Here is a 24,382-nt window from a genome sequence, read left to right as displayed (position 1 = left end):
AGGGCCCCACAGTTGTGCCCGTCCGGGTGCGCCGTCACGCACCCGGGCGGGCCGCTCCATGTCCGGGCCCCGCGGGCCCCGGCCGCGTCAGTCCACCGTCACCACGTAGTCGGTGTGCCAGTCCGGCGAGGGGCGGTCCTCCACCGCGGCCACCACGTCCAGCGTGCCGCCCGGCAGCACCTGCCCGGCGACGGCCGAGGAGTCGATCACCACGGCCGGGTCGATGAAGACCGCGTCCTGGAACCGCGGCCCGCTCGCGTAGTGACAGGTCAGCGTGCGCGGCCCGGTGGCGGTGCAGCCGTACGGGGGCGTGCCGGTCAGCGTGGTGTGCTCGGGCACGGTGACCGCCAGGTCGATCGGGTGCCGCGAGTACGAGGGGCCGGCGTTGTACACCCACAGCGGCAGGTCGATCGTCGCCCCGGGCCTGCCGGTGAGGTCACCGGGCTGCGGGACGGGGTGCCCGGCCTGCCAGGCCGAGGAGGCGCCCACCATGAAGTGGGCCCTGGTGTCGGCGGTGGTCAGGCGGTACGCGGTGGTGTGGCCGGACTGGTCCGGGTCACCCGGGTAGAAGGCCTGGACGTCGCCGTCGATGGTGAGGAAGGGCTCGGTGATCGGCGCGACGTACAGCGCCAGCCGCTCGACCGAGGCCGCCCCCGGTGCCAGCCCGGCCGGGATCGTGTACGAGCTGCCGGTGCCGAAGTAGGTCAGGGTGACGGCCGGGTCGGCCGACCGCACCACGCCCGGCGCGGGGAGGTGCACCACCACCAGGGTGTCGTCGGTGGTGGCGGCCGGCCCCTGGTTGGTGACCTTCACCTCCAGCGTCCCGGTCCCGCCCGGGACCACCGGGTCCTGCGGCGGGCAGACCTCCAGGGACAGCCGCGCGGTCGCCGGTGGCGCCGGGAGGGGGGCGGTGGCGGCCTGGGCCGGCCACGCCACGAGGAGCACGGAGAGCGCGGCCAGGGCGGCGGCGCGCAGGGTTCGCATCATGGCCTTCACGCTCCCCCCGCCCGTCACCCGGGGCAAGCGGGTGGCTGCCGTCCGTAGCAACGGCGGACGGCAGCCACCCGGTCCGGGGCCTCAGCGCAGCAGCCCGGCGTCCATCCCCGTCGACTCGGCCGGGAGGGCGACCAGCCCCAACTCGGCCGGCGACGCCAGCCGGGGGTGCGCGGGCAGCACCCGCACGGTGTACCCGAACGGGCCGGTGCGGCCGAGCTCCAGCGCGCCCTCGTAACGGGTGCGGCCGTCCAGGTCGGGCCCGCCGACCGGCTTGAGGGCGAGCACCTCGGCGTCCGAGATGCCGTCCGTCTCGTCGACCCGGCCGGAGACGGCCTGCACCTCGACGTCGCCCGGCTCCAGCGCGCCGAGCGCGACCTGCACCCGCAGCGCCAGCGAGCTGCCCAGCTCCTGGGCCTCGGCCGGACAGTCCGCCTCGACGTGCTCGACCCGCACGCCCGGCCAGCCCTCCCGGACCTTCGCCTTCCAGCCGGCCAGCTCCCGGGCACAGGCGTGGTCGCGGACCGCCAGCTCGCGCTGGGCCAGCGCCGCCGGGGTGTACAGCCGCTCGACGTACTCGCGGACCATCCGCCCGGCCAGCACCTTGGGGCCGAGGGTGACCAGGGTGTGCCGGACCATGGCGATCCAGCGGTGCGGCAGCCCGTCGGAGCCCCGGTCGTAGAACCGGCCGGCGACCTGCTCCTCGATCAGGTCGTACAGCGCGGCGGCCTCGATGTCGTCGCGCCGCTCGGCCTCGCTGCTCTCCGGGTCGAGCACGCCGGCGTCCTCGTCGGCGGTGGGGATCGCCCAGCCGTTCTGGCCGTCGTACCACTCGTCCCACCAGCCGTCCAGGACGGACAGGTTGAGGCAGCCGTTGAGCGCGGCCTTCATCCCGGAGGTGCCGCAGGCCTCCAGCGGCCGCAGCGGGTTGTTCAGCCAGACGTCGCAGCCCGGGTAGAGGTGCTGGGCCATCGCCATGTCGTAGTCCGGCAGGAAGACGATCCGGTGGCGCACCGTCGGGTCGTCGGCGAAGGCGACCATCTGCTGGATCAGCCGTTTGCCCCCGTCGTCGGCCGGGTGGGCCTTTCCGGCGACCACGATCTGCACCGGCCGGGTGGGGTGCAGCAGCAGGGCGCGCAGCCGGACCGGGTCGCGCAGCATCAGGGTGAGCCGCTTGTACGAGGGCACCCGGCGGGCGAAGCCGATGGTGAGCACGTCGGGGTCGAGCACCGAGGAGACCCAGCCGAGCTCGGCCTCGCCGGCCCCGCGCTGGCGCCAGGAGGCGCGCAGCCGGCGGCGGGCCTCGTCCACCAGCTGGGCGCGCAGGCTGCGGCGCAGGTCCCAGATCTCGGTGTTGCCGATCCGCTCCAGGCCGGTCCAGCGCTGGGTCTCGCCGGTGGTCATCGCCTCCTCGGCGCGTTCGGCGCCGATCTCGGCGGCGCCCAGGCGGACCACGGCCGGGTCGATCCAGGTGGCGGCGTGCACCCCGTTGGTGACCGAGGTGATCGGCACCTCGGCGGGGTCGAAGCCGGGCCAGAGGCCGTTGAACATCGAGCGGCTGACCTCGCCGTGCAGGGTGGAGACCCCGTTGGCGCGCTGGGCGAGCCGCAGGCCCATGGCGGCCATGTTGAAGAGCTTCGGGTCCCCGCCGGCCCAGGTCTCGGCGCCGAGCGCGAGCACCGGCTCGACCGGGACGCCGGGCAGCGCGGCGTCGCCGTCGAAGTGCCGGGCGACCAGCTCCCGGTCGAAGCGGTCGATGCCGGCCGGGACGGGCGTGTGGGTGGTGAACAGGGTGCCGGCCCGGACGGACTCCAGGGCGGCGGCGAAGTCCAGCCCGGCCCCGGCGGCGACCAGTTCGCGGATCCGCTCGACGCCGAGGAAGCCGGCGTGGCCCTCGTTGGTGTGGAAGACCTCGGGGGCGGGGTGCCCGGTGAGCCGGCAGTAGGCCCGCACGGCCCGGACGCCGCCGATGCCGAGCAGCATCTCCTGGAGCAGCCGGTGTTCGCTGCCGCCGCCGTAGAGCCGGTCGGTGACGTCGCGCTCGGCGGGCGAGTTGGCCTCGATGTCGGAGTCGAGCAGCAGCAGCGGGACCCGCCCGACCTGGGCCTTCCAGATGTGCGCGGCGAGGGTGCGGCCGCCGGGCAGGGCGAGGTCGACCCGGCAGGGGGTGCCGTCGGCCTCCCGGAACAGGCTGACGGCCAGTTCGTCCGGGTCCAGCAGGGGGTAGCGCTCCTGCTGCCAGCCGCTCCGGTCGAGGGACTGGCGGAAGTAGCCGTGCCGGTAGAACAGCCCCACGCCGATGATCGGGACGCCGAGGTCGCTGGCGGCCTTGAGGTGGTCGCCGGCCAGGATGCCGAGGCCGCCGGAGTACTGGGGCAGCGCGGCGGCGATGCCGTACTCGGGCGAGAAGTAGGCGATGGCGGTGGGCGGCGGGGTGGCGCCGCCGTCCTGTTGGGCCTGGTACCAGCGCGGGCCGGTGAGGTACTCGCGCAGGTCGTCGGCGAGGTCGCCGAGTCTGCGCAGGAAGCGCCGGTCGGCGGCGAGCGCGGCCAGCCGGGCGGCCGGGACCTCCCCGAGCAGCCGCACCGGGTCCTCGCCGGTCGCGGCCCAGACCTCCGGGTCCACGGACCGGAAGAGGTCCCTGGTCTCGGGGTGCCAGGACCAGCGCAGGTTGAGGGCCAGCTCGTGCAACGGCTGGAGTTGTTCGGGCAGGACGGTGCGGACGGTGAATCTGCGGATTGCCTTCACAGCGGTGAAGCGTAGCCTCGACGCCCGGTCCGACTACGGGTCAAGTGGACTATTGGGCATCCGTTCGGGCTATTGATGAGATCGCATTCGGCGCATTGGTCTGCACGGGGGGCGCGCGAGGCGCACATTTCCGGTCGTCGCGCTACCAATGCGTGAACTCTGCGGAACAGATCCATTTCCGGCTGATCCACGGCCCCGGACAAATCCCGAAACTACTGTCGTACCGCTGCGAAAACCGTGTCGCCGGTGCGAGGATGGCCGAAGGTCGTTGATGCTGCGGGGACAACGACGACGGGTGGCGTCCCCCGTGGAGCAGCACGTCCGAATCCTTTTCGCGTTGATCCTTCCCCTTCTCCCTTAGCCCGTTCGGCGCTCGCCGCGCACCGGCGCGTGTCCTCGCGCACGGTCGGCTCGTTCACGGGTCGACCGGCCCGCCCGGGGGCGTGCCCGCGGAGGCGTGCGCCGGAACGCGCACCGGTTCCGGGGCGCCCCGCCACCGGTTCGGCGGGCGCCGGGCAGGTTGCCGGGGACAGCGGCGCGGGCAGGCTTCCGGTCGCACGTCCACCCCACCCAGCAGTCCTCCCGGTACTCCCCCCGGCCCACCCCCGGCCCGCGCGGGAGCTGCCGCTGATCTCGGGCAGGAGTTTGGCATGCACGGCGACACGCGGGACCAGTCCACACCGGTGGCCGACACCGTCGACGCAGCGGTCGCGGAATCCGCCGGACGGATGGATTCTGACACTCGGACAGACCCGGCGATGCCGTCGCCCCGGGTGTCCGGGGCGGTCCGTACCGAATCCTCCGCAGCACAGGCTCCCACGGCGCAGCCCTCCGCAGCGGCCCCCCAACCCGGGGCCGAGGAGGGCCCGGCGGCGGCACCGCGCAGGCGCACCACCACCACGCGCCGCAGCACCGCCACCGCGGGGGCCGGCTCCGGGGCCACCCCGCCGGAGCCCTCGGGAACCGCCGCGAGGACGCCCGCGCGCAAGGCCCCCGCCCGCAAGACCGCCACCAAGACCGCCACCAAGCCCTCCGCCCGCAAGACGACAGAGAGCGACACCGTGATCGGCCGCATCCCCGTCCTGGACGTCAGCCCCCAGATCGACGCCGGCCGCCGCCCGGCCAAGGCCGTCGTCGGCGAGACCTTCCCGGTCACCGCGACCGTCTTCCGCGAGGGCCACGACGCCGTCAACGCCAACGTGGTGCTGCGCGACCCGCGCGGGCGCAGCGGCCCGTGGACGCCGATGCGCGAGCTCGCCGAGGGCACCGACCGCTGGGGCGCGCACGTCACCCCGACGGGCCCGGGCCGCTGGTCGTACCTGGTGGAGGCGTGGAGCGACCCGGTCGCCACCTGGCGGAAGACCGCCGCGGTGAAGCTGCCGGCCGGGATCGACACCGCGCTGGTCCTGGAGGAGGGCGCCCGGCTGCTGGAGCAGGCCGCCGCCGGGGTGCCGAAGAAGGACGGCCGGGCGCACGTGCTGGCCGCCGCGGACGCGCTGCGCGACCCCGGCCTGCCGCCGCTGTCCCGGCTGGCCGCCGCGCTCGCCCCCGAGGTGCTGGAGCTGCTGGCCCGCCACCCGCTGCGGGAGCTGCTCAGCGCCTCCCGCCCGCTGCCGCTCCAGGTGGACCGCGAGCGCGCGCTGTTCGGCTCCTGGTACGAGTTCTTCCCGCGCTCGGAGGGCGCGGTGGTGGACCCGAACGGGGTCGAGCCGCCGCGCTCCGGCACCCTGCGCACCGCCGCCGAACGGCTGCCGGCGGTCGCCGCGATGGACTTCGACGTGGTCTACCTGCCGCCGGTGCACCCGATCGGACGAGCCTTCCGCAAGGGCCCGGACAACACCCTGACGGCCGGTCCGCACGACGTCGGCTCGCCCTGGGCGATCGGCTCGCCGGAGGGCGGCCACGACGCCGTCCACCCGGACCTCGGCACCATCGAGGACTTCGACCACTTCGTCGCCGAGGCCAGGGCGCTGCACCTGGAGGTGGCGCTGGACTTCGCCCTCCAGTGCTCCCCCGACCACCCGTGGGTGAACAAGCACCCGGAATGGTTCAGCCACCGCGCCGACGGCACCATCGCGTACGCCGAGAACCCGCCGAAGAAGTACCAGGACATCTATCCGGTCAACTTCGACCAGGACATGGACGGAATCGTCAAGGAAACCGTCCGGACCCTCCGGTTCTGGATGTCGCACGGCGTCCGGATCTTCCGGGTCGACAACCCCCACACCAAACCGGTGGTGTTCTGGGAGAAGGTGCTCGGCGACATCGCCCGCACCGACCCGGACGTGGTGTTCCTGGCGGAGGCGTTCACCCGCCCCGCGATGATGCACACCCTGGCGAAGATCGGTTTCCACCAGTCGTACACGTACTTCACCTGGCGCACCACCAAGCGCGAACTCACCGAGTACCTCACCGAACTCACCGGCGACGCGGCCGCCTACATGCGCCCCAACTTCTTCGCCAACACCCCGGACATCCTGCACGCCTACCTCCAGCACGGCGGCCGCGCCGCCTTCGCGATCCGCGCCGTGCTCGCCGCCACCCTCTCCCCCAGCTACGGCGTCTACGCCGGCTACGAGCTGTTCGAGAACGAGCCGGCCCACCCCGGCTCCGAGGAGTACCTGCACTCGGAGAAGTACGAGCTCCGCCCCCGCGACTGGAACCGCACCGACACCCTCGCCCCGCTGCTCACCGTGCTGAACCGGCTGCGCCGGCGCCACCCGGCCCTGCAGCAGCTGCGCGACCTGCGCTTCCACCCGACCGACAACGAGCAGGTGCTCGCCTACTCCAAGACCGCGACCACCGCCGACGGCCTGACCGACCGGGTCATCACCGTGGTCAACCTCGACCCGCACCACGTCCAGGAGGCCACCGTCACGCTCGACGGCGACGGGCCCCACGCGGTGCACGACGAGCTCACCGGCGCCGCCTACACCTGGGGCCGGCACAACTACGTCCGGCTCGATCCCTCAGCCGAGCCGGCTCACCTCCTCACGGTTCGGAGGAACCCAGCGTGACAGTGAACGAGCCCGTCCCCGACACCTTTCCGGAGACCTCGAAGAAGAACCTGGACCCGGAGTGGTTCAAACGTGCGGTCTTCTACGAGGTGCTGGTGCGGTCCTTCCAGGACAGCAACGGCGACGGGGTCGGGGACCTCAAGGGGCTCACGACCAAGCTCGACTACCTGCAGTGGCTCGGCGTCGACTGCCTCTGGCTCCCGCCGTTCTTCGCCTCGCCGCTGCGCGACGGCGGGTACGACGTCGCCGACTACAAGTCGGTGCTGCCGGAGTTCGGCGACCTCGCCGACTTCATGGAGTTCACCGACGCCGCACACGCCCGCGGCATGCGCGTGGTCATCGACTTCGTGATGAACCACACCAGCGACCAGCACCCGTGGTTCCAGGCCTCCCGGGCGGACCCGGACGGGCCGTACGGCGACTTCTACATGTGGGCCGACGACGACAAGCAGTACCCGGACGCCCGGATCATCTTCGTCGACACCGAGACCTCCAACTGGACCTACGACCCGGTGCGCAAGCAGTACTACTGGCACCGGTTCTTCTCCCACCAGCCGGACCTCAACTACGACAACCCCCGCGTCCAGGACGAGATGATCGCCGGGCTGCGGTTCTGGCTCGACCTCGGCATCGACGGCTTCCGGCTGGACGCGGTGCCGTACCTGTTCGCCCGCGAGGGCACCAACTGCGAGAACCTGCCGGAGACCCACGAGTTCCTCCGGCGGGTCCGCAAGGAGATCGACGCCGACTACCCGGACACCGTGCTGCTCGCCGAGGCCAACCAGTGGCCGGAGGACGTGGTCGACTACTTCGGCGACTTCACGGCCGGCGGCGACGAGTGCCACATGGCGTTCCACTTCCCGGTGATGCCGCGGATCTTCATGGCCGTGCGCCGGGAGTCCCGGTACCCGGTGTCGGAGATCCTGGCCAAGACCCCGGCGATCCCGGGCGGCTGCCAGTGGGGCATCTTCCTGCGCAACCACGACGAGCTGACCCTGGAGATGGTCACCGACGAGGAGCGCGACTACATGTACGCGGAGTACGCCAAGGACCCGCGGATGCGCGCCAACGTGGGCATCCGCCGCCGGCTCGCCCCGCTGCTGGAGAACGACCGCAACCAGATCGAGCTGTTCACCGCCCTGCTGCTCTCCCTGCCCGGCTCGCCGGTGCTCTACTACGGGGACGAGATCGGCATGGGCGACAACATCTGGCTGGGCGACCGGGACGGCGTGCGCACGCCGATGCAGTGGACCCCGGACCGCAACGCGGGTTTCTCCTCCGCCGACCCGGGCAGGCTCAGTCTGCCGCCCATCATGGACCCGGTGTACGGCTACCAGGTGACCAACGTCGAAGCGCAGCAGAGCAGTTCGAGTTCCCTGCTGCACTGGACGCGTCGCATGATCGAGATCCGCAAGCTCAACCCGGCGTTCGGCCTGGGCACCTACACCGAACTGCCGTCCAGCAACCCCGCCGTGCTGGCCTTCGTGCGCGAGTACGAGGGGGACCTGGTCATGTGCGTGAACAACTTCTCGCGGTTCGCGCAGCCGACCGAGCTGGACCTCCGGCAGTACGGCGGGCGGTACCCGGTCGAGCTGATCGGCGGAGTGCGCTTCCCGTCGATCGGCGAGTGGCCCTACCTGCTCACGCTGGCCGGCCACGGCTTCTACTGGTTCCAACTCCGGCAGCCCCCGCGCACGAGCGGAACCGGGCGGTCGAAGTAACGATCCGCCGAGCCCTGCCACCAGCGGCCCGCACAGCACCACCAGACCCTCCGGGGGCGCGAGTTGACCCCCGCGCCCCCGGAGTTCTCTGCACCACCGCGTACGGAGAACAGCCCAACGGCCACCCACACGAAGGCGTGACACCCGAGCCGTGCTCGCGTGCCGCGACCGCCGCGCCGCCGAAATCCGGAAGACTGACGGACCCCGGCCACGACCCGTCGGGCCGTCCGCGTGCTTCCGGGGAAAGGGAGTCATGTCCGAAACCTCCCGTTCGCAAGCCCATGTGCAGCACGACGCCCCGGCCGGCTCCGCGCCGCACCCGGGCGCGCGGGGCACCGGGGTCCGGAGAACGGCCCTGGGGGTCAGCGAGCTCGTCCAGGCGGCCCTGCCGCTGATCGCCGACTGGCTCCCCACCCAGCGCTGGTACGCCGGGAAGGGGCGCCCCATCACCGGCCTCGTCCCGGTGGTCGGCACCCCGCTGCAGGTCGGCGACCCGGCCCTGCTGCACCTGCTGCTGCGGGTCGAACACGCCACCACGGCCGGCCTCCCGCACGGCGACACCTACCAACTGCTGCTCGGCATCCGCTCCCAGGGGCCCGCCGGGATCGAACCCGGCGCCGTGCTCGGCCGGCTCACCCAGGGCCCGTACGACGGCGCCGCCCTCTACGACGCCGTGCACGACCCCGAACTCACCGGACGCCTCCTGGAACACCTGGCCACCGGCGACCGGTTCGGCTCGCTCTCCTTCCGCCGCACCCCCGGCTCCGGACTGCCCGCCAACCTCCCCGGCCGCGCCTCCACCGCCGAACAGTCCAACAGCTCGGTCATCTACGGCACCTCGTACATCCTCAAACTGTTCCGGCGCGTCCACCCCGGCACCAACCCCGACCTGGAACTCTCCCTCGCCCTCTCCCGGGCCGGCTCCACCCGCATCCCCCGGGTCGCCGCCTGGTTCGAGAGCCGGATGGAACGCGCCGAACCCGCCACCCTCGGACTGCTCCAGCGCTACCTGCCGGACGCCGAGGACGGCTGGGAACTCGCCCTCGACCAGGTCGGCCGGCTCAAGGGCGACCGCTCCCCCGGCAACTTCGCCATCGAGGCGCACCGGCTCGGCCGGGCCACCGCCGAGGTGCACCGGGTCCTCGCCCGCTCCATGCCCGTCGCCCGGCTCGACCGCACCGAGACCGGCCGGCTCGCCACCGCGATGGCCGACCGGCTGGACAGCGCCGTCGCCGCCGTCCCCGGCCTGCTGCGCTTCCGCGCCGCCCTGCGCGCCGCCTTCCAGCAGCTCGCCGACGCCCACCCGGACGGCCTGCCGGTCCAGCGCATCCACGGCGACCTCCACCTCGGCCAGGCCATGCGCACCCCGCACGGCTGGGTGCTGCTGGACTTCGAGGGCGAGCCCGCCAAATCCGTCAACGAGCGCCGCGAACCCCAGCCCGCCCTGCGCGACGTCGCCGCGATGCTGCGCTCCTTCGACTACGCGGCCGCCCACCTGCTGGCCGGCGGCCCGGTCGACCCCGAGCTGGCCCACCTCGCCGCCGCCTGGGCCCAGCGCAACCGCACCGCCTTCTGCGCCGGCTACACCGCCGGGGGCGGCGCCGACCCGGCCGCCTCACCCGAGCTGATGCGGGCGCTGGAGATCGACAAGGCGGTGTACGAGGTGGTGTACGAGGCCCGGCACCGGCCCAGCTGGCTGCCGATCCCGCTCGCCGCGATCAACCGGCTCGCCCTGTCCGTCTGACCCCGCGCTCCCGTCCCGCCCGCCCGCCCGCCACGAGTTCGCCCATCCCCGCCGCTGGAGGACCACGCCGTGACGCCGCTCGACCCGACCGGCCGCCCCACCCGCCCCGTTCCGGCCACCTTCCTGGCCGGGGCCGCCGAACCCGGGGCCGCCGACCGCGGGGGCTCCGAACGCGGGGGCTCCGAACGCGGGACCGACCGCAGGGCCGCCGCCCCGGCCGGTCCCGCCGCGGACGCCCCGGTCGGCGCCCTGCGCCTGCCCGAGGCGCCGCTGCCGCCGGCCGAGGTGGACCGGCTGGTGAACGGGCAGCACCACGACCCGCACGCCCTGCTCGGCGCCCACCCGGTGCACGGCGGGACGGCGATCCGGGTGCTGCGCCCGTTCGCCGACCGGGTGGTGGTGGAGACCGCCCACGGCCCCGCCGAACTCACCCACCAGCAGGGCGGGTTGTTCACCGGCCTCCTGGCGGGCGGCGAACCCCCGGACTACACCCTGCTGGTGGACTACCCCGACGGCGAACCCCAGCGCCAGCACGACGGCTACCGCACCCCGCCCACCCTCGGCGAACTCGACCTGCACCTGATCTCCGAGGGCCGGCACGAACAGCTGTGGCAGGCGCTCGGCTCGCACGTGCGCACCGTCGACGGCGTGGCCGGCACCGCCTTCGCAGTCTGGGCGCCCAACGCCGCCGGAGTGCGGCTGATCGGCGACTTCAACCACTGGAACGGCAGCGGCCACCCGATGCGCTCGCTCGGCTCCTCCGGCGTCTGGGAGCTGTTCGCCCCGGGCGTCGCCGAGGGCGCCACCTACAAGTACGAGATCCACACCCGGCAGGGCTGGGTCCTCGACAAGGCCGACCCGCTCGCCCGGGCCGCCCAGTGCCCGCCCGGCACCGCCTCCGTCGTCACCTCCTCCACCCACCGGTGGCAGGACGACGAGTGGATGGCCCGCCGGGCCCGCACCGCGCACCACCGGGCCCCGATGTCGGTGTACGAGCTGCACCTCGCCTCCTGGCGGCCCGAGCTCACCACCTACCGCGCCATCGCCGAGGAACTGCCGCGCTACCTCAAGGAGTTGAACTTCACCCACGTGGAGTTCATGCCGGTGATGGAGCACCCCTTCGGCGGCTCCTGGGGGTACCAGGTCTCCGGCTACTTCGCCCCCACCGCCCGGCTCGGCAGCCCCGACGACTTCCGGTACCTGGTCGACACCCTGCACCGGCACGGCATCGGCGTGATCGTCGACTGGGTGCCCGCGCACTTCCCCAAGGACGACTTCGCCCTCGCCCGCTTCGACGGCGAACCGCTGTACGAGCCCGCCGACCCGCAGCGCGCCGAGCACCCCGACTGGGGGACGCTGGAGTTCGACTACGGCCGCACCGAGGTGCGCAACTTCCTGGTCGCCAACGCCGTGTACTGGTGCGAGGAGTTCCACATCGACGGCCTGCGGGTCGACGCGGTCGCCTCGATGCTCTACCTCGACTACTCCCGCGAGGGCGGCGGCTGGACGCCCAACCAGTACGGCGGCCGGGAGAACCTGGACGCGGCCGCCTTCCTCCAGGAGATGAACGCCACCGTCTACCGGCGCTGCCCCGGCGTGATCACCATCGCCGAGGAGTCCACCGCCTGGGACGGCGTCACCCGGCCCACCGACGCCGGCGGCCTCGGCTTCGGGCTCAAGTGGAACATGGGCTGGATGCACGACTCGCTGGTCTACATGTCCAAGGAGCCGGTGCACCGCAAGTACCACCACAACGACATCACCTTCTCGATGGTGTACGCCTACTCCGAGAACTACGTCCTGCCGATCTCCCACGACGAGGTCGTCCACGGCAAGCAGGCCCTGGTCTCCAAGATGCCCGGCGACTGGTGGCAGCAGCGCGCCAACCACCGCGCCTACCTGGGCTTCATGTGGTCCCACCCCGGCAAGCAACTGCTCTTCATGGGGCAGGAGTTCGCCCAGGGCGCGGAATGGGACCACGAGCAGGGCCCGCAGTGGTGGGTGCTCGACGAGCAGTGGCCCGCCCACCAGGACCACCGGGGCGTGCGCCGCCTCGTCCGCGACCTCAACCGGGCCTACCGGGACACCCCCGCCCTCTGGGAGCTGGACACCACCCCGGACGGCTTCCGCTGGCTCGACGGCGGCTCCGCCGAGGACAACCTGCTCTCCTTCGTCCGCTTCGCCGCCGACGGCACCCCGCTGGTCGCCGTCTGCAACTTCTCCCCCGTCGTCCGCCACGGCCACCGGGTCGGCCTGCCCGCCCTGGACGGCCGCGAGCAGCTCTGGGAGGAGCTGCTGAACACCGACGCCGAGGCCTACGGCGGCAGCGGCACCGGCAACTCCCGCCCGATCAAGGCCGACCCGGTCGAGTGGAACGGCCAGCCCCGCTCCGCCGAACTGGTCCTCCCCCCGCTCGCCACCCTCTGGCTCCGCCCGGCCTGAGCAGCCCCGGGCGCCCGCCCCCACGGGCGGGCGTCACCGGGGGGCCGTGACCGGGAACCCGAGCTCCTCGGCGGCCCGGCCGAGCTCGCGGTCGTAGGTGACGAAGTCGGTGAGTTCGGCGCGGAAGGGCTCCGCGCTGGCAAGGTGGAGCGCGTCCAGCGATCCCAGCCGCGGAGTGCGGTAGGCGAGCGCCCTGGCCAGCACCGCGCTGCTGAGGTCGACCCGGTAGGCCCCCCGGAGCGCCTGGTCCACGTGGTACGGGACCAGCTGGTGCGACAGGCCCGCACGGATCAGCGTGCGGGTGATCTCCAGCCGGGCCAGTTCACTGGTGATCAGTTCGGTGCCGTCGGGCAGCGCCTCCCGCCAGGCTCGCAGCGCGGCGGTCTCCGGCTCCGGCTTGATGAACTTCAGCAGCGCGCAGGAGTCCAGGTAGATCAACGGTCGCGCTCCCGGTTCCGGTCCTCGATCAGCAGGTCCGACAGGCTGCCGACGTCCGGCAGCAGGTCGAGGGCGAGCTCGGGCATGCCCTGCTCGGTGGGCGGAGTGACCTCGCCGGCCGCGACCAGGCGTTCGAGGGTCGACTCCGGGGCCGCCTCCGGCACCAGTCTCAGCACGGGCCGCCCGCGGTCGGTCACGACGATCGTCGCGCCGGCCCGGACCCGCGCGACCGCCTTCGACGGGTTCTGGTTCAGCTCACGCAGTCCCATGGTCTCCATACCAGCCAATGTAACTACATAACGTAGGTACATCAAGGGCTGGTGTCGACGCAAGTCCTCGGTCCGGGCCCTTGGTCCCTTGTCCCTCTCCCCCGCCTCTGCTCGCGGACGGGCGTTCGTGGTGCGAAGGTATGGTCGATATGACCAGCTTCCGAGGCGACGGGACGGAGACATCCGCGTGGCGCGCAGCGTGTACGTGACCGGGATCGACCGGGGGGACGGCCGGCAGGCCGTCGAACTCGGGGTCATGGAACTGCTCACCCGTCAGGTGGACCGGGTCGGGGTGTTCCGTCCGCTGGTGCACGCGGCGGCGCCCGGCGGGCCGGGGTCGGACCACGTCGTCGAGCTGCTGCGCGGGCGGTACCGGATCGACCTGCCGGGCCCCGAGCTGTACGGGCTCACCTACGAGGAGGCGGCCGCGCTGCAGGCCGCCCAGGGGCAGGACGAGCTGGTCTCCGCGCTGGTCGACCGCTTCCGCGCGGTGGAGCGGCGCTGCCAGGCGGTGCTGGTGCTGGGCACCGACTTCGCCGACACCAACATCCCGGACGAGCTGGCCTTCAACGCCCGGCTCGCCAACGAGTTCGGCGCCGCCGTGCTGCCGGTGGTCGGCGGCCAGGGCAAGGACCCGGAGGCCGTGATCGCCGAGGTGCGCAACGCCCACCGGGCGTACACCGACCTCGGCTGCGAGACCCTGGCGATGATCGCCAACCGGACCTCCCCGGGCGCCAAGCAGCGGATCCAGCGCGCGCTCACCGAGAAGCTGCCGATCCCGGCGTACGTGATCCCGGAGGAGCCGGCCCTGGCCGCGCCGACCGTCGCCCAGCTGGTGGAGGCGACCGGCGCCGAGGTGCTGCTCGGCGACGCGGCCGGCCTGGCCCGGGACGTGCGCGGCTTCGTCTTCGGCGGCGCCATGCTGCCCACCTTCCTGGACGCGCTGACCGAGGGCGCCCTGGTGGTCACCCCCGGGGACCGCGCCGACCTGGTGATCGGCTCGCTGGCCGCGCACGCGGCCGGCGCCCCGCCGATCGCCGGCGTGCTGCTGACCCTCGGCCAGCACCCCGGCCCGAACGTGATGGCGCTGGCCGCCCGGCTCGCCCCCGGCACCCCCGTCGCGGTCGTCCCGGAGGGCAGCTGGCCCACCGCCGCCACCCTGACCCACCTGGAGGGCAAGCTCACCGCGGCCAGCCCCCGGAAGGCCGAGATCGCCCTCGGACTGTTCGAACTGCACGTGGACACCGCCGAGTTGACCAACCGGATCGAGGTCGGCCGGTCCGAGCGGGTGACCCCGATGATGTTCGAGCACGAGCTGCTGGAACGCGCCCGGGCCGGCCGCCGGCACGTGGTGCTGCCCGAGGGCACCGAGGAGCGGGTGCTGCGCGCGGCGGAGATCCTGCTGCGCCGCAACATCTGCGACCTCACCCTGCTCGGCGAGGTCGACGCGGTGCGCCGCAAGGCCGCGAGCCTGGGCATCGTCCTCCCGCAGGACGACCCGGGCGCCGACCGCGCCCAGCTCCGGGTCGTCGACCCGAGCACCAGCCCGCTGCGCCGCCAGTTCGCCGAGCTGTACGCCCGGCTGCGCGCCCACAAGGGGATGACCGTCGAGCTGGCCCTGGACGTGGTCACCGACGTCTCCTACTTCGGCACCCTGATGGTCCAGGAGGGCATCGCCGACGGCATGGTCTCCGGCGCGGTGCACTCCACCGCGGCGACCATCCGCCCCGCCTTCGAGGTGATCAAGACCTCGCCGGGCGCGTCCATCGTGTCGAGCGTCTTCTTCATGTGCCTGGCCGACAAGGTGCTGGTGTACGGCGACTGCGCGGTCAACCCGGACCCGGACGCCCAGCAGCTGGCCGACATCGCGATCCAGTCGGCCGCCACCGCCGCCCAGTTCGGGGTGGAGCCGCGGGTCGCGATGCTCTCGTACTCGACCGGCACCTCCGGCTCGGGCGCGGACGTCGACAAGGTCCGCAAGGCCACCGAGCTGGTCCGCGCGCTGCGGCCGGACATCCTGGTGGAGGGCCCGATCCAGTACGACGCGGCGGTGGACGAGCACGTCGCGGCCACCAAGCTGCCGGGCTCGCCGGTGGCCGGGCGGGCGACCGTGCTGATCTTCCCGGACCTCAACACCGGCAACAACACCTACAAGGCCGTCCAGCGCTCGGCCGGCGCGGTCGCGGTCGGCCCGGTGCTCCAGGGGCTGCGCAAGCCCGTCAACGACCTCTCCCGCGGCGCGCTGGTGGAGGACATCGTCAACACCGTGGCGATCACCGCCATCCAGGCCCAGGACGACAAGGAGCCGCAGGCATGACCGCAGGGACGCGCGTCCTCGTACTCAACGCCGGCTCCTCGTCGGTGAAGTACCAGCTGATCGACATGCTGGACGGCGCCCGGCTCGCCTCCGGGCTGGTGGAGCGGATCGGCGAGGCGGGCGGCCGGCTGGTGCACACCCCGCGGGCCGGCGAGCGGCGCGAGCTGGTGCAGGCCTTCCCGGACCACTCGGCCGCGTTGAAGGCCGTCGCCGAGGAGCTGGCCGCCGACGGCATCGGGCTGGACTCCCCCGAGCTGGCCGCGATCGGCCACCGGGTGGTGCACGGCGGCAAGCGGTTCACCGAGCCGACGGTGATCACCGACGAGGTGCTCAGGGAGATCCGCCGGCTGATCCCGGTCGCGCCGCTGCACAACCCGGCGAACATCACCGGCATCGAGGTGGCCCGGGCGCTCCGGCCGGACCTGCCGCAGGTGGCCGTGTTCGACACCGCCTTCCACGCCTCGATGCCCGAGTACGCGGCCCGCTACGCGATCGACAAGGCCGTCGCCGACGAGCACCGGGTGCGCCGCTACGGCTTCCACGGCACCTCGCACCAGTACGTCTCGCGGGCCACCGCCCGGCTGCTCGGCAAGGACCCGGCCGAGGTCAACGTGATCGTGCTGCACCTGGGCAACGGCGCCTCCGCCTCGGCGGTCAGCGGCGGCCGCTGCGTGGACACCTCGATGGGCCTCACCCCCCTGGAGGGCCTGGTCATGGGCACCCGTTCGGGTGACATCGACGCGGGCGTGGTGTTCCACCTGCACCGGGTCGGCGGCCTGTCCGTCGACCAGATCGACGACCTGCTCAACCGCCGCAGCGGGCTGCGCGGCCTGTGCGGCGAGAACGACATGCGGGAGATCATGCGTCGCGCCGACGAGGGGGACGCGGACGCGAGGCTCGCCTTCGACGCGTACGTCCACCGGCTGCGCAAGTACATCGGCGGCTACTACGCGGTGCTCGGCCGGGTGGACGCGATCGCGTTCACCGCGGGCGTCGGGGAGAACGCCGCGCCGGTGCGCGCGGCGGCCACCGCGGGACTGGAGGAGCTGGGCATCGCCGTGGACCCGGAGCTGAACTCGGTGCGCTCGGGCGACGCCCGGATCATCTCGCCCGGGTTCTCCCGGGTGGCGGTCGCGGTGGTGCCGACCGACGAGGAGCTGGAGATCGCCCGGCAGGCCTTCGCCCTGGTGCACCGCGAGAGCGAGCTGTCCGAGGACTGACACGGAATCGTCTCGTTCCTCGGGATCATTCGTCGGCGATTCCTCCCGGTCCGTGCCGAATGCACCTATAACACGAACGGATAGACTGATCCATATGCGCCGAGCGAAAATTGTCTGCACCCTGGGTCCGGCCACGGACTCCTACGAACAGCTGAAGGCCATCGTCGAGGCGGGCATGAACGTCGCCCGACTGAACATGAGCCACGGCAACCACGCGGACCACGAGGAGCGGTACCGCAAGGTCCGCCAGGTCTCGGAGGACACCGGCAAGGCCATCGGCGTCCTGGCCGACCTCCAGGGTCCCAAGATCCGTCTGGCGACCTTCGCCAACGGCCCGGTGACCGTCGACAACGGCGACGAGTTCACCATCACCACCGAGGACGTCCCCGGTGACCAGCACATCTGCGGCACCACCTACAAGGGCCTGCCCGGCGACGTGAAGCCCGGCGACCCGATCCTGATCAACGACGGCGTCATCGCCCTGGAGGTCGTCAGCGTCGACGGCCCGCGGGTGAAGACCGTGGTGGTCGAGGGCGGCGTGCTCTCGAACAACAAGGGCATCAACCTGCCCGGTGCGGCCGTGAACGTCCCCGCCCTGTCCGAGAAGGACAAGGACGACCTGCGCTTCGCGCTGCGTCTGGGCGTCGACATGGTCGCGCTGTCCTTCGTCCGCAACGCGGAGGACATCAAGGACGTCCACGAGGTCATGGACGAGGTCGGCATCCGGGTGCCGGTCATCGCCAAGATCGAGAAGCCGCAGGCCGTCGAGGCCATGGAGGAGATCGTCCTCGCCTTCGACGCCATCATGGTCGCCCGCGGCGACCTGGCCGTCGAGTACCCGCTGGAGCGGGTGCCGCTGGTCCAGAAGCAGCTGATCACCCTGGCCCGCCGCAACGCCAAGCCGGTCATCGTCGCCACCCAGATGATGGAGTCGATGATCCACGCCTCGCGCCCGACCCGCGCCGAGGTCTCCGACGTCGCCAACGCCATCCTGGACGGCACCGACGCGGTGATGCTCTCCGCCGAGTCCAGCGTCGGCAAGTATCCGGTCGAGACCGTCCGCACCATGAGCCGGATCTGCGAGAAGGCCGAGGAGGAACTGGTCTCCCAGGGCCTCCAGCCGCTCAACCCGGGCCGCAAGCCGCGCACCCAGGGCGGCTCCGTCGCCCGCGCCGCGTGCGAGCTGGGCGACTTCCTGAACGGCAAGGCGCTGATCGCGTTCACCAAGTCCGGTGACACCGCGCGTCGGCTGTCCCGCTACCGTTCGCCGATCCCGGTGATCGCGTTCACCCCGGACTCGGCCACCCGCAACCAGCTCTCGCTGAGCTGGGGCGTCGAGTCGTACGTCACCGAGCAGGTGGCCACCACCGACGCGATGGTCGCGCAGGTCGACCGCGAGCTGCTGAAGCTGGGCGAGCTGGGCGAGGGCGACACCGTGATCGTCACCGCCGGTGTCCCGGTCGGCATCCCCGGCACCACCAACATGGTGCAGGTGCACCGCGTGGGCGGCCACGGCGAGTGACGCCCCGGTAGAACGAACGCCGGTGGGGCGGTCCTCCCGTTACGGGAGGGCCGCCCCACCGGCGTTTTCGCGTCCGCTACCCGGCGCCGTGCGTCCGCCGCTCGGCGGTCACTTGTCGCTGTAGGGCGCGTCGTCGTTGAACAGGTGCATCCCCGGGATGTGCAGGGTGCCGCCGAACTGGCCGGCCTGCTTGGCCGTCACCCCGGTCAGCTCGATGTCCAGCGGGATCGGGATGGCGCCGATCAGGTCGTACAGCCAGCGCGGCAGGGTGTCCGGGGTGAGGGTGATCTCGCCCAGGTCGATCGGGATCGGCAGGCCGAGCAGCTTGGACAGGTGGCCGGACAGCCGCTCCACGTACATGGTGACCGGGCCGTTGCGCATGGTCGAGGTCGAACCCGGGGCGCTCTGGACGTGGAAGGTGACGCCGTTGCCCTCCAGGGTCGACATGTCGAGGTTCTCGATGTCGACGCTGTCGACCACGAACTTCAGCACCCGCTTGGTGCCGGTCGGGGTCTTCACGTCGTAGACGCCGTGGAAGGCCGCGCCGTGCAGGCCGAGGCGGCTGGTCTGCAGCGTCCAGTTCTGCTCCGGGACGACGTGCTCGGCGGTGGCCGCACCGGCGGTCAGGTTCCGGGCGTCCACGTCGCAGTTGGGGTTCGCGGTGGGCGAGCCGGACGGGGTGGCGGCGGCCGAGGAGCCCGCCGACGGGGTCGTGGACGGAGCCGCCTTGCCACTCGCCCTGCCGCCCGCCTTGGCGCCCGAGGCGGTGGCGGCCGGCGAGGGCTGCCCGCCCGAGGGCTGGTCGGCGGCGGACTTCCCGTCCGGGGACTGTGCTGCGGGCGGCGCGGCCTGCTGGGTGCCGGCGGCCGGGGCCTGCGGCTGGGCGGGCTGCGCCGGGGTGCCGACCCGCGGGGCGGGGGCGGCCGGGCCCTGGGGGGTGGCACTCGGTGTCGCGCTCGGCGAAGGAGTGGCCGAACCGCCCGGGTTCAGCAGGTGGTTGATGCCGCCGACGAGGTCGTCGATCAGCCCGGCCCGGCTCGCGGTGGCCGTGCCGCTCCCGGTGCCCGGGTAGACGGCGCTGACCGCGCCGGAGCCGCCGGTGGTGGCGGAGCGGACGGCCGACTGGGTGGCCGCCGTCGCCGGCGGGGGCTTCACCGGCGCAGTGGTCGGCGCCGTGGTCGGTATCTGGGTCGGCGCGGTGGTCGGCGTGGTGGTCGGCAGCGAGCTCGGGCCGGACGAGGGCCTCGTCGTCGGGCTCCCGGTCGCCCCCGGCGTACCGGTCGGCGCGGGCGGCGGCTCGGGCAGCTCGCTCTTGGGGACGGGCGTCTCCTCGACCGGCGCCACGTCCGGCACGGCCACCGGCGCGTTGCCGCACGGCTTGCCCGCGGCGGACTCGGCGACCGCCGGGTTGGGCGTGTAGGCGGCCGCCATCAGCAGCGCGGTCGGCACCGCGGCCATCGCCAGGGCGCGGCCTCTCAGCCGGACCCGGACCGGCGTGCGCGGCGCGGCGTGCCGGCCGGAGCGCTGCGCGGGGACGGCCGTGCCCTCTGCTTGCTCGGCCGGCCCGGTCACCGCGCCCCCTCCTGCTCCCCGGCGGTGCCCTGCTTCGGAACGGCGGCCTCGGCGGCGGCCTCTGCGGCGGGCTCGGCCGCGGGCTCGGCCGCCTGCTCCACGGGCCCGCCCTGGGCGGGCAGCTTCGCGGTGGGCGCCTCGACGGCGGCGGTCTCGGTGGCGACCTCAGCGGTGGCGACCTCAGCGGTGGCAGCCTCGGCGGTGGTGGCCTCGGCGGTGGTGGCCTCGGCGGTGGTGGCCTCGGCAGCGGCGCTCTCGGTGGCGACGCTCTCCGCCACCGCACCGTCCGCCGGCCGACCGCGCCGTGCGCGCCGCCCCTTGGCCGGCGCGGTGGACGGCTCCGGCAGCGGCGCCCAGGAGACCATCAGTCCGCCGCCGATCAGACCGGGCAGCAGGGCGAGGCCGAAGCCCGCGAGGTTGGAGACCGGGATCGAGACCAGCGTCAGCAGGATGGTCGCGATGCCCGCGAAGACCCGGACGGCGGGCTGGAACCAGGCGGTCAGCCCGAGGATGATCATCAGTACCCCGATGATCAGCGACCCGGCACCGGCCGTGGTGGACATCGCGATGGTCAGCCCGCCGAAGGTGAGGTGGGCGTACGGGAAGTAGAGGATCGGGACGCCGGCGATCATGGCCAGCAGGCCGCCCCAGAAGGGCCTGGAGCGGCGGAATTCACGGAAGTGCCGCCAGAGCCACCCGACGGGGTTCTGCTGACGGGGCCGCGTCTCGACCGTTGCGCTGGACATGGTGCAGCTCCTCGACGTCGCTACGAGGGAAGAACGAAAAAGGTGGGTGCCGGGGGTGGCGGTCGCCCGCCGCCCCCGGCCCCGGGTTGCCCAGTCATCCGGGCACGCCGGTCGGCGTGCCGTCAGACGTGGCTCAGAAGCACTCGTTGCCGGCGCCGTCGCCGCTCTTGAGCGCGAGGTTGAGGCCGTTCAGCTTGAACGTGCCGGCCGAGGTGGCCCGCGCGGTCTGCTGGACGCCGCTCAGGTCGGCGGTCTTGGCGGACTGGGCGAAGCCGGTCGCGCCGGTCGGCAGGCCGGCGCCGCCGCCCGCCTTGGTGACACCCGCGTGCGGGGCCCAGCCCTGGGTGGCCGTACCCGAGAGGGTGGAGGCGTCCTGGCCGATGTTCATCTGGGTGAAGGTCGCGTCCGCCTTCAGCTGCTCCAGGTCGATCAGCAGGTTGTCGGCCTGGACCGGCTTGCCCGCCTCGGTACCGGCGTGCAGCTGGAGGGTGATCTTGCCCAGCCCGAAGCCGGACAGGTCCGTCACCACCGACTGGCACAGGTTGGTGATGTCGGCGTGGTCGAAGGCCGAGACCGCGACCGGGTGGGGCTTGCCGTTCGCCTCGATGTCGACCGAGCCGAACTGGGAGAAGTTGGTGCCGTGCAGCTGGTCGGTGCTGACCTTGAACTGCTGGCCGGAAATGCTGAACGAGGCGGCGAGCGCACTGTTGGCGATCGAGACGCCGACCATCGCGGTGGCCGCGACGCTCGGCACCATCACCAGGGCGAAGCGCTTCCAGCGGGTCTTGCCGTAGGTCTTGGACATGCGAGTCCTCCTTCTAGGACGTACATCTCCGGCTTCCCGGCGGCGCGTCCCGCGCCGGTGGGAGCCTGGGATGGGAGAGAGCTACGTCCTCGGTAGCGGAGAGCGCCTTGGGCGTCGTCGGACGCGGGAGCGGCCTGCGTACTGCGGCACTCCCGTCCCGAAACCGGCCGTCCTTGCGGGACGACGGGTCGGACCGACGACATCGGCGATCACCCCCGAGCGACAACCAGCGACCGCGCAGGGCCGCGCGGCCGGTCGAGGACAGGAACCGCCGTGGGACCGCGGATACCCCCCTGCCCTCCCTACCGCCGACCGGAGCCGGCGGATCACCCGGTGGGGATCCCGCGCTCCGCGTGGCCGACGGGCTGTCGGAGGGTGTGGAGTCTGGGACCGGGCGTGGCCGATCGTGCTTGAATCCCGGGCGAAGCACAAGGGGTGCCTTACTGACGGGTAATGCAACACCAGGTGGCATTGATCATGGAATTGACCCGAGTTGCACCGTGCGTGACGTGTTGAAGGAAACGTGACGGCGAAATCTGCCGGAAACAGGAACGAAACACCCGTGGGTGGTCACGGAAAGTGACCACCCACGGGTGAAATCAAGATTTGGTAAACCTCTGTCCGGTTGACCGGATTGTCGCCAAATCACCAGGCGACACCGCAGGTCATCCGAGGTGCCAGGCACCCGGTGCCAGCACCGGGGCCAGGCCGCCGCGGGAGCGGCTCGGAACGGCGGGCTCAGAACAGCACGCGGCTCAGAACAGCACGCGGGCCAGCGCCGCACGGGCCACGACCACCCGCGGGTCCTCCGGGCCGATCACCTCGAACAGCTCCAGCAGGCGCAGCCGGGCGGTGTCCCGGTCCTCGCCGAAGGTCCGGCCGACGGTGTCCACCAGGCGCCCGAAGGCGTCCTCGACGTGACCGCCCACCAGGTCCAGGTCAGCGGCCTGCAACTGGACGGCGACGTCCTTCGGGTCGGCGGCGGCGGCCGCCCGGACCGACTGGAGGTCCAGGCCCTCGACCCGGTGGAGCAGCTCGGCCTGCGCCAGGCCCAGCTTGGCCTCGGTGTTGCCCGGCTGGTCGACCAGCACGTTCCGGTACGCCTGGACGGCGCCGCTCAGGTCGCCGGCGTCCAGCGCGTCGTGCGCGGCGGCCAGCGCCGGGTCCTCCGGCCGCTGCACCGCGGCTTCGTCGGCCTCGCCCGGGACGACCGCGCCGCCGGAGATGCCGAAGCGCTGCTCGGCGACCAGGATCAGCTGGTCCAGCACCTTGCGGACGTTGGCGGCGCTCTCCGCGCCCTGGAACAGCGGCACCAGCTGACCGGCCACCACGGCCATCACGGCCGGGATGCCCTGGATGCCGAACTGCTGGGCGATCAGCTGGTTGGCGTCCACGTCGATCTTGGCGAGCACGAAGCGGCCGGCGTACTCCTCGGCCAGGCCCTCCAGGATCGGGCTGAGCTGCTTGCAGGGCCCGCACCACTCGGCCCAGAAGTCGATGACGACCGGCACCTCGGCGGAGCGCTGGACGACCTCGGTCTCGAAGGTGTCCTCGGTGACGTCGATGACGAGCGGGTAGGCGGGCTGGGGGGCGGCGACTCCGTCCGCTTCGGCGGCGGCCGCCTGACGGGCCCGCTCGGCCCGGGCCTGCTCGGCCTTCTGGGCGGCCTCACCGGCCGCCTTCACCGCGGCGAGGTCGACCGCACCGCGCAGGGAGGAGCTGTTGAGACGCGAATTCCGTGGCTGCATGGCACCATCCTCCCCCGTCCGTACTGCTCGCGGGCACCAACCTCCGGAAAGTCGCCCCGCGCGGGCTGCGCGGTGCGGGTTCCCGGTCGGTGCGCCCTTCCCCCGGTAGCCTGAACCGTTCGGCGCGGATCCCCACCCGCACCCGCGCCGCCCCGTCCCACGGGATCGGCGCCTGGTTGTCACTGCTTTCGCTACAGGTCGTAGCGTAACTGGAGCCGGTGCCCCGGCCGCAAGCCCCACCGGCGGTTCGGGGACGTGAGCTGCCCCACTTTCACGGTCCGCCCGGCTGCCCGAATCGGCGAACAGTCGCTACCGTTACCAGCCCCACCCAGGTTACTTACCAGTAGATCGCAAGGAGGCCCGGTGCCGGCCGCCCAGCCCTCCGTGAGACCGGACGACACCGTCCGGGACGGCTCCGCTCGGGAGGGCACCGCCCGGGAGGGCGCCGTCCGGGCCAAGGGCCGCCCGCGCAGCGCCGCCGCCGACCTCGCGATCCTCGACGCCACCCGCGAGGCCCTCGCCGAACTCGGCTGGGGCGGACTGACCATGGGCCACGTCGCGAGCCGGGCCGGGGTCGCCAAGACCACGCTCTACCGGCGCTGGCCCTCCAAGAACGAGCTGGTGGTCGACGCCGTCGCCAGCCTCTTCGACGAGCTGGTGATGCCCGACCTCGGCAGCCTGCGGGCCGACATCGAGGCCGTGGTCGGCCAGTTCGCCGACCTGCTGGCCCGCCCGGAGACCCAGGCCGCGCTGCTCGCCCTGTTCGCCGAGGGCACCCGGGACCCCCAGCTGCGCCGCCGGATCCGGGAGGCCATCGTGGACCCGCAGAAGCGGCTGGTCCGGCAGGGCCGGGCGGCCGCCCAGGCGCGCGGCGAACTGGAGGCGGACACCGACACCGCCTCGGCCTGCGAGGAGGTCGACATCATCTTCGACACCATCGCCGGCACCGTCGAGCACCGCGTGCTGGTCAGCGGCGAGCCGATCACCCCCGCGTGGACCCGCCGCTTCATCGACCTGCTGCTCGGACCGCTGATCATCGGCTGACGGCACGCCGGAGCCGCCGTACGGACCTCCGTACGG

Annotated in this window: 16 protein-coding genes; 8 read left to right on the top strand and 8 right to left on the bottom strand. The window is 72.9% G+C overall.

The window, feature by feature from the left end; translation table 11 throughout:
• Positions 1–87: 87 nt before the first annotated feature.
• Both ACFXOZ_RS02920 and glgP read right to left on the bottom strand, forming a co-directional pair.
• A complete protein-coding gene (locus ACFXOZ_RS02920) occupies positions 88–987 on the bottom strand; it encodes a hypothetical protein (RefSeq protein WP_380586826.1) in 900 nt (299 codons plus the stop codon).
• A 90-nt stretch (positions 988–1,077) separates the two neighbouring features.
• Positions 1,078–3,741, bottom strand: a complete 2,664-nt coding sequence (gene glgP, locus ACFXOZ_RS02915; protein ID WP_380586823.1) for an alpha-glucan family phosphorylase — start codon at positions 3,739–3,741, stop codon at positions 1,078–1,080.
• 1,061 nt (positions 3,742–4,802) lie between these two features.
• On the opposite strand from glgP, the gene ACFXOZ_RS02910 reads away from it, so the two are divergent.
• From ACFXOZ_RS02910 to glgB, 4 genes are all read left to right on the top strand, one after another.
• Positions 4,803–6,758 (top strand): alpha-1,4-glucan--maltose-1-phosphate maltosyltransferase, encoded by a 1,956-nt coding sequence (locus ACFXOZ_RS02910; RefSeq protein ID WP_380522063.1) that lies wholly within the window; start codon positions 4,803–4,805, stop codon positions 6,756–6,758.
• The gene (treS, locus tag ACFXOZ_RS02905) at positions 6,755–8,479 is read left to right on the top strand and encodes a maltose alpha-D-glucosyltransferase (RefSeq protein WP_380521959.1); all 1,725 of its coding nucleotides are present in this window, start codon (positions 6,755–6,757) and stop codon (positions 8,477–8,479) included. Before ACFXOZ_RS02910 ends, treS begins: the two co-directional genes overlap by 4 nt.
• Positions 8,480–8,732: 253 nt before the next feature.
• Positions 8,733–10,223, top strand: a complete 1,491-nt coding sequence (locus tag ACFXOZ_RS02900; RefSeq protein ID WP_375891502.1) for a phosphotransferase — start codon at positions 8,733–8,735, stop codon at positions 10,221–10,223.
• A 69-nt stretch (positions 10,224–10,292) separates the two neighbouring features.
• A complete protein-coding gene (gene glgB / locus ACFXOZ_RS02895) occupies positions 10,293–12,665 on the top strand; it encodes a 1,4-alpha-glucan branching protein GlgB (RefSeq protein WP_380586821.1) in 2,373 nt (790 codons plus the stop codon).
• 33 nt (positions 12,666–12,698) lie between these two features.
• Here glgB and ACFXOZ_RS02890 read toward each other — a convergent pair whose 3' ends face one another.
• Together ACFXOZ_RS02890 and ACFXOZ_RS02885 are read right to left on the bottom strand one after the other, a co-directional pair.
• The gene (locus ACFXOZ_RS02890; RefSeq protein ID WP_380521963.1) at positions 12,699–13,103 is read right to left on the bottom strand and encodes a type II toxin-antitoxin system VapC family toxin; all 405 of its coding nucleotides are present in this window, start codon (positions 13,101–13,103) and stop codon (positions 12,699–12,701) included.
• Entirely contained in the window at positions 13,100–13,381 is a 282-nt protein-coding gene (locus ACFXOZ_RS02885) for a type II toxin-antitoxin system Phd/YefM family antitoxin (RefSeq protein WP_380521965.1), read from the bottom strand. Before ACFXOZ_RS02885 ends, ACFXOZ_RS02890 begins: the two co-directional genes overlap by 4 nt.
• Positions 13,382–13,559: 178 nt before the next feature.
• On the opposite strand from ACFXOZ_RS02885, the gene pta reads away from it, so the two are divergent.
• The 3 genes from pta to pyk all read left to right on the top strand — a co-directional run bounded on the left by pta (position 13,560) and on the right by pyk (position 18,431).
• Positions 13,560–15,689 carry a phosphate acetyltransferase gene (gene pta, locus ACFXOZ_RS02880; protein ID WP_380586818.1) on the top strand — a complete coding sequence of 710 codons (2,130 nt, stop codon included), beginning with the start codon at positions 13,560–13,562 and terminating at the stop codon, positions 15,687–15,689.
• Positions 15,686–16,909, top strand: a complete 1,224-nt coding sequence (locus tag ACFXOZ_RS02875) for an acetate kinase (RefSeq protein ID WP_380521968.1) — start codon at positions 15,686–15,688, stop codon at positions 16,907–16,909. Before pta ends, ACFXOZ_RS02875 begins: the two co-directional genes overlap by 4 nt.
• Positions 16,910–17,003: 94 nt before the next feature.
• Entirely contained in the window at positions 17,004–18,431 is a 1,428-nt protein-coding gene (gene pyk / locus ACFXOZ_RS02870; RefSeq protein ID WP_375891495.1) for a pyruvate kinase, read from the top strand.
• Between the two features lie 108 nt (positions 18,432–18,539).
• Here pyk and ACFXOZ_RS02865 read toward each other — a convergent pair whose 3' ends face one another.
• From ACFXOZ_RS02865 to ACFXOZ_RS02850, 4 genes are all read right to left on the bottom strand, one after another.
• On the bottom strand, positions 18,540–20,003 hold the full coding sequence (locus ACFXOZ_RS02865) for a hypothetical protein (protein WP_380586815.1): 1,464 nt from the start codon (positions 20,001–20,003) through the stop codon (positions 18,540–18,542).
• Positions 20,000–20,749 (bottom strand): DUF6114 domain-containing protein, encoded by a 750-nt coding sequence (locus tag ACFXOZ_RS02860; protein WP_380586812.1) that lies wholly within the window; start codon positions 20,747–20,749, stop codon positions 20,000–20,002. The genes ACFXOZ_RS02865 and ACFXOZ_RS02860 overlap by 4 nt, the downstream gene beginning before the upstream one ends.
• A gap of 133 nt (positions 20,750–20,882) precedes the next feature.
• Positions 20,883–21,554, bottom strand: a complete 672-nt coding sequence (locus ACFXOZ_RS02855) for a DUF6230 family protein (protein WP_375891492.1) — start codon at positions 21,552–21,554, stop codon at positions 20,883–20,885.
• 755 nt (positions 21,555–22,309) lie between these two features.
• Entirely contained in the window at positions 22,310–23,302 is a 993-nt protein-coding gene (locus ACFXOZ_RS02850; RefSeq protein ID WP_380586809.1) for a tetratricopeptide repeat protein, read from the bottom strand.
• Positions 23,303–23,794: 492 nt separating this feature from the next.
• On the opposite strand from ACFXOZ_RS02850, the gene ACFXOZ_RS02845 reads away from it, so the two are divergent.
• Entirely contained in the window at positions 23,795–24,346 is a 552-nt protein-coding gene (locus tag ACFXOZ_RS02845; RefSeq protein ID WP_380522065.1) for a TetR/AcrR family transcriptional regulator, read from the top strand.
• Positions 24,347–24,382 lie beyond the last annotated feature (36 nt).

The sequence above is a fragment of the Kitasatospora sp. NPDC059160 genome, from assembly GCF_042755465.1.
Lineage (GTDB): Bacteria > Actinomycetota > Actinomycetes > Streptomycetales > Streptomycetaceae > Kitasatospora.
The sequence above is the reverse complement of the archived record's forward strand: the minus strand, read 5'-3'. Positions and strand labels throughout refer to the sequence as shown.

Coding starts and splice junctions, on each gene's coding strand:
- ACFXOZ_RS02875 (WP_380521968.1), top strand. CDS start 15,686: ATGACCGCAGGGACGCGCGTCCTCGTACTCAACGCCGGCTCCTCGTCG.
- pyk (WP_375891495.1), top strand. CDS start 17,004: ATGCGCCGAGCGAAAATTGTCTGCACCCTGGGTCCGGCCACGGACTCC.
- ACFXOZ_RS02850 (WP_380586809.1), bottom strand. CDS start 23,302: ATGCAGCCACGGAATTCGCGTCTCAACAGCTCCTCCCTGCGCGGTGCG.
- ACFXOZ_RS02860 (WP_380586812.1), bottom strand. CDS start 20,749: ATGTCCAGCGCAACGGTCGAGACGCGGCCCCGTCAGCAGAACCCCGTC.
- ACFXOZ_RS02900 (WP_375891502.1), top strand. CDS start 8,733: ATGTCCGAAACCTCCCGTTCGCAAGCCCATGTGCAGCACGACGCCCCG.
- ACFXOZ_RS02885 (WP_380521965.1), bottom strand. CDS start 13,381: ATGGAGACCATGGGACTGCGTGAGCTGAACCAGAACCCGTCGAAGGCG.
- ACFXOZ_RS02920 (WP_380586826.1), bottom strand. CDS start 987: ATGATGCGAACCCTGCGCGCCGCCGCCCTGGCCGCGCTCTCCGTGCTC.
- ACFXOZ_RS02855 (WP_375891492.1), bottom strand. CDS start 21,554: ATGTCCAAGACCTACGGCAAGACCCGCTGGAAGCGCTTCGCCCTGGTG.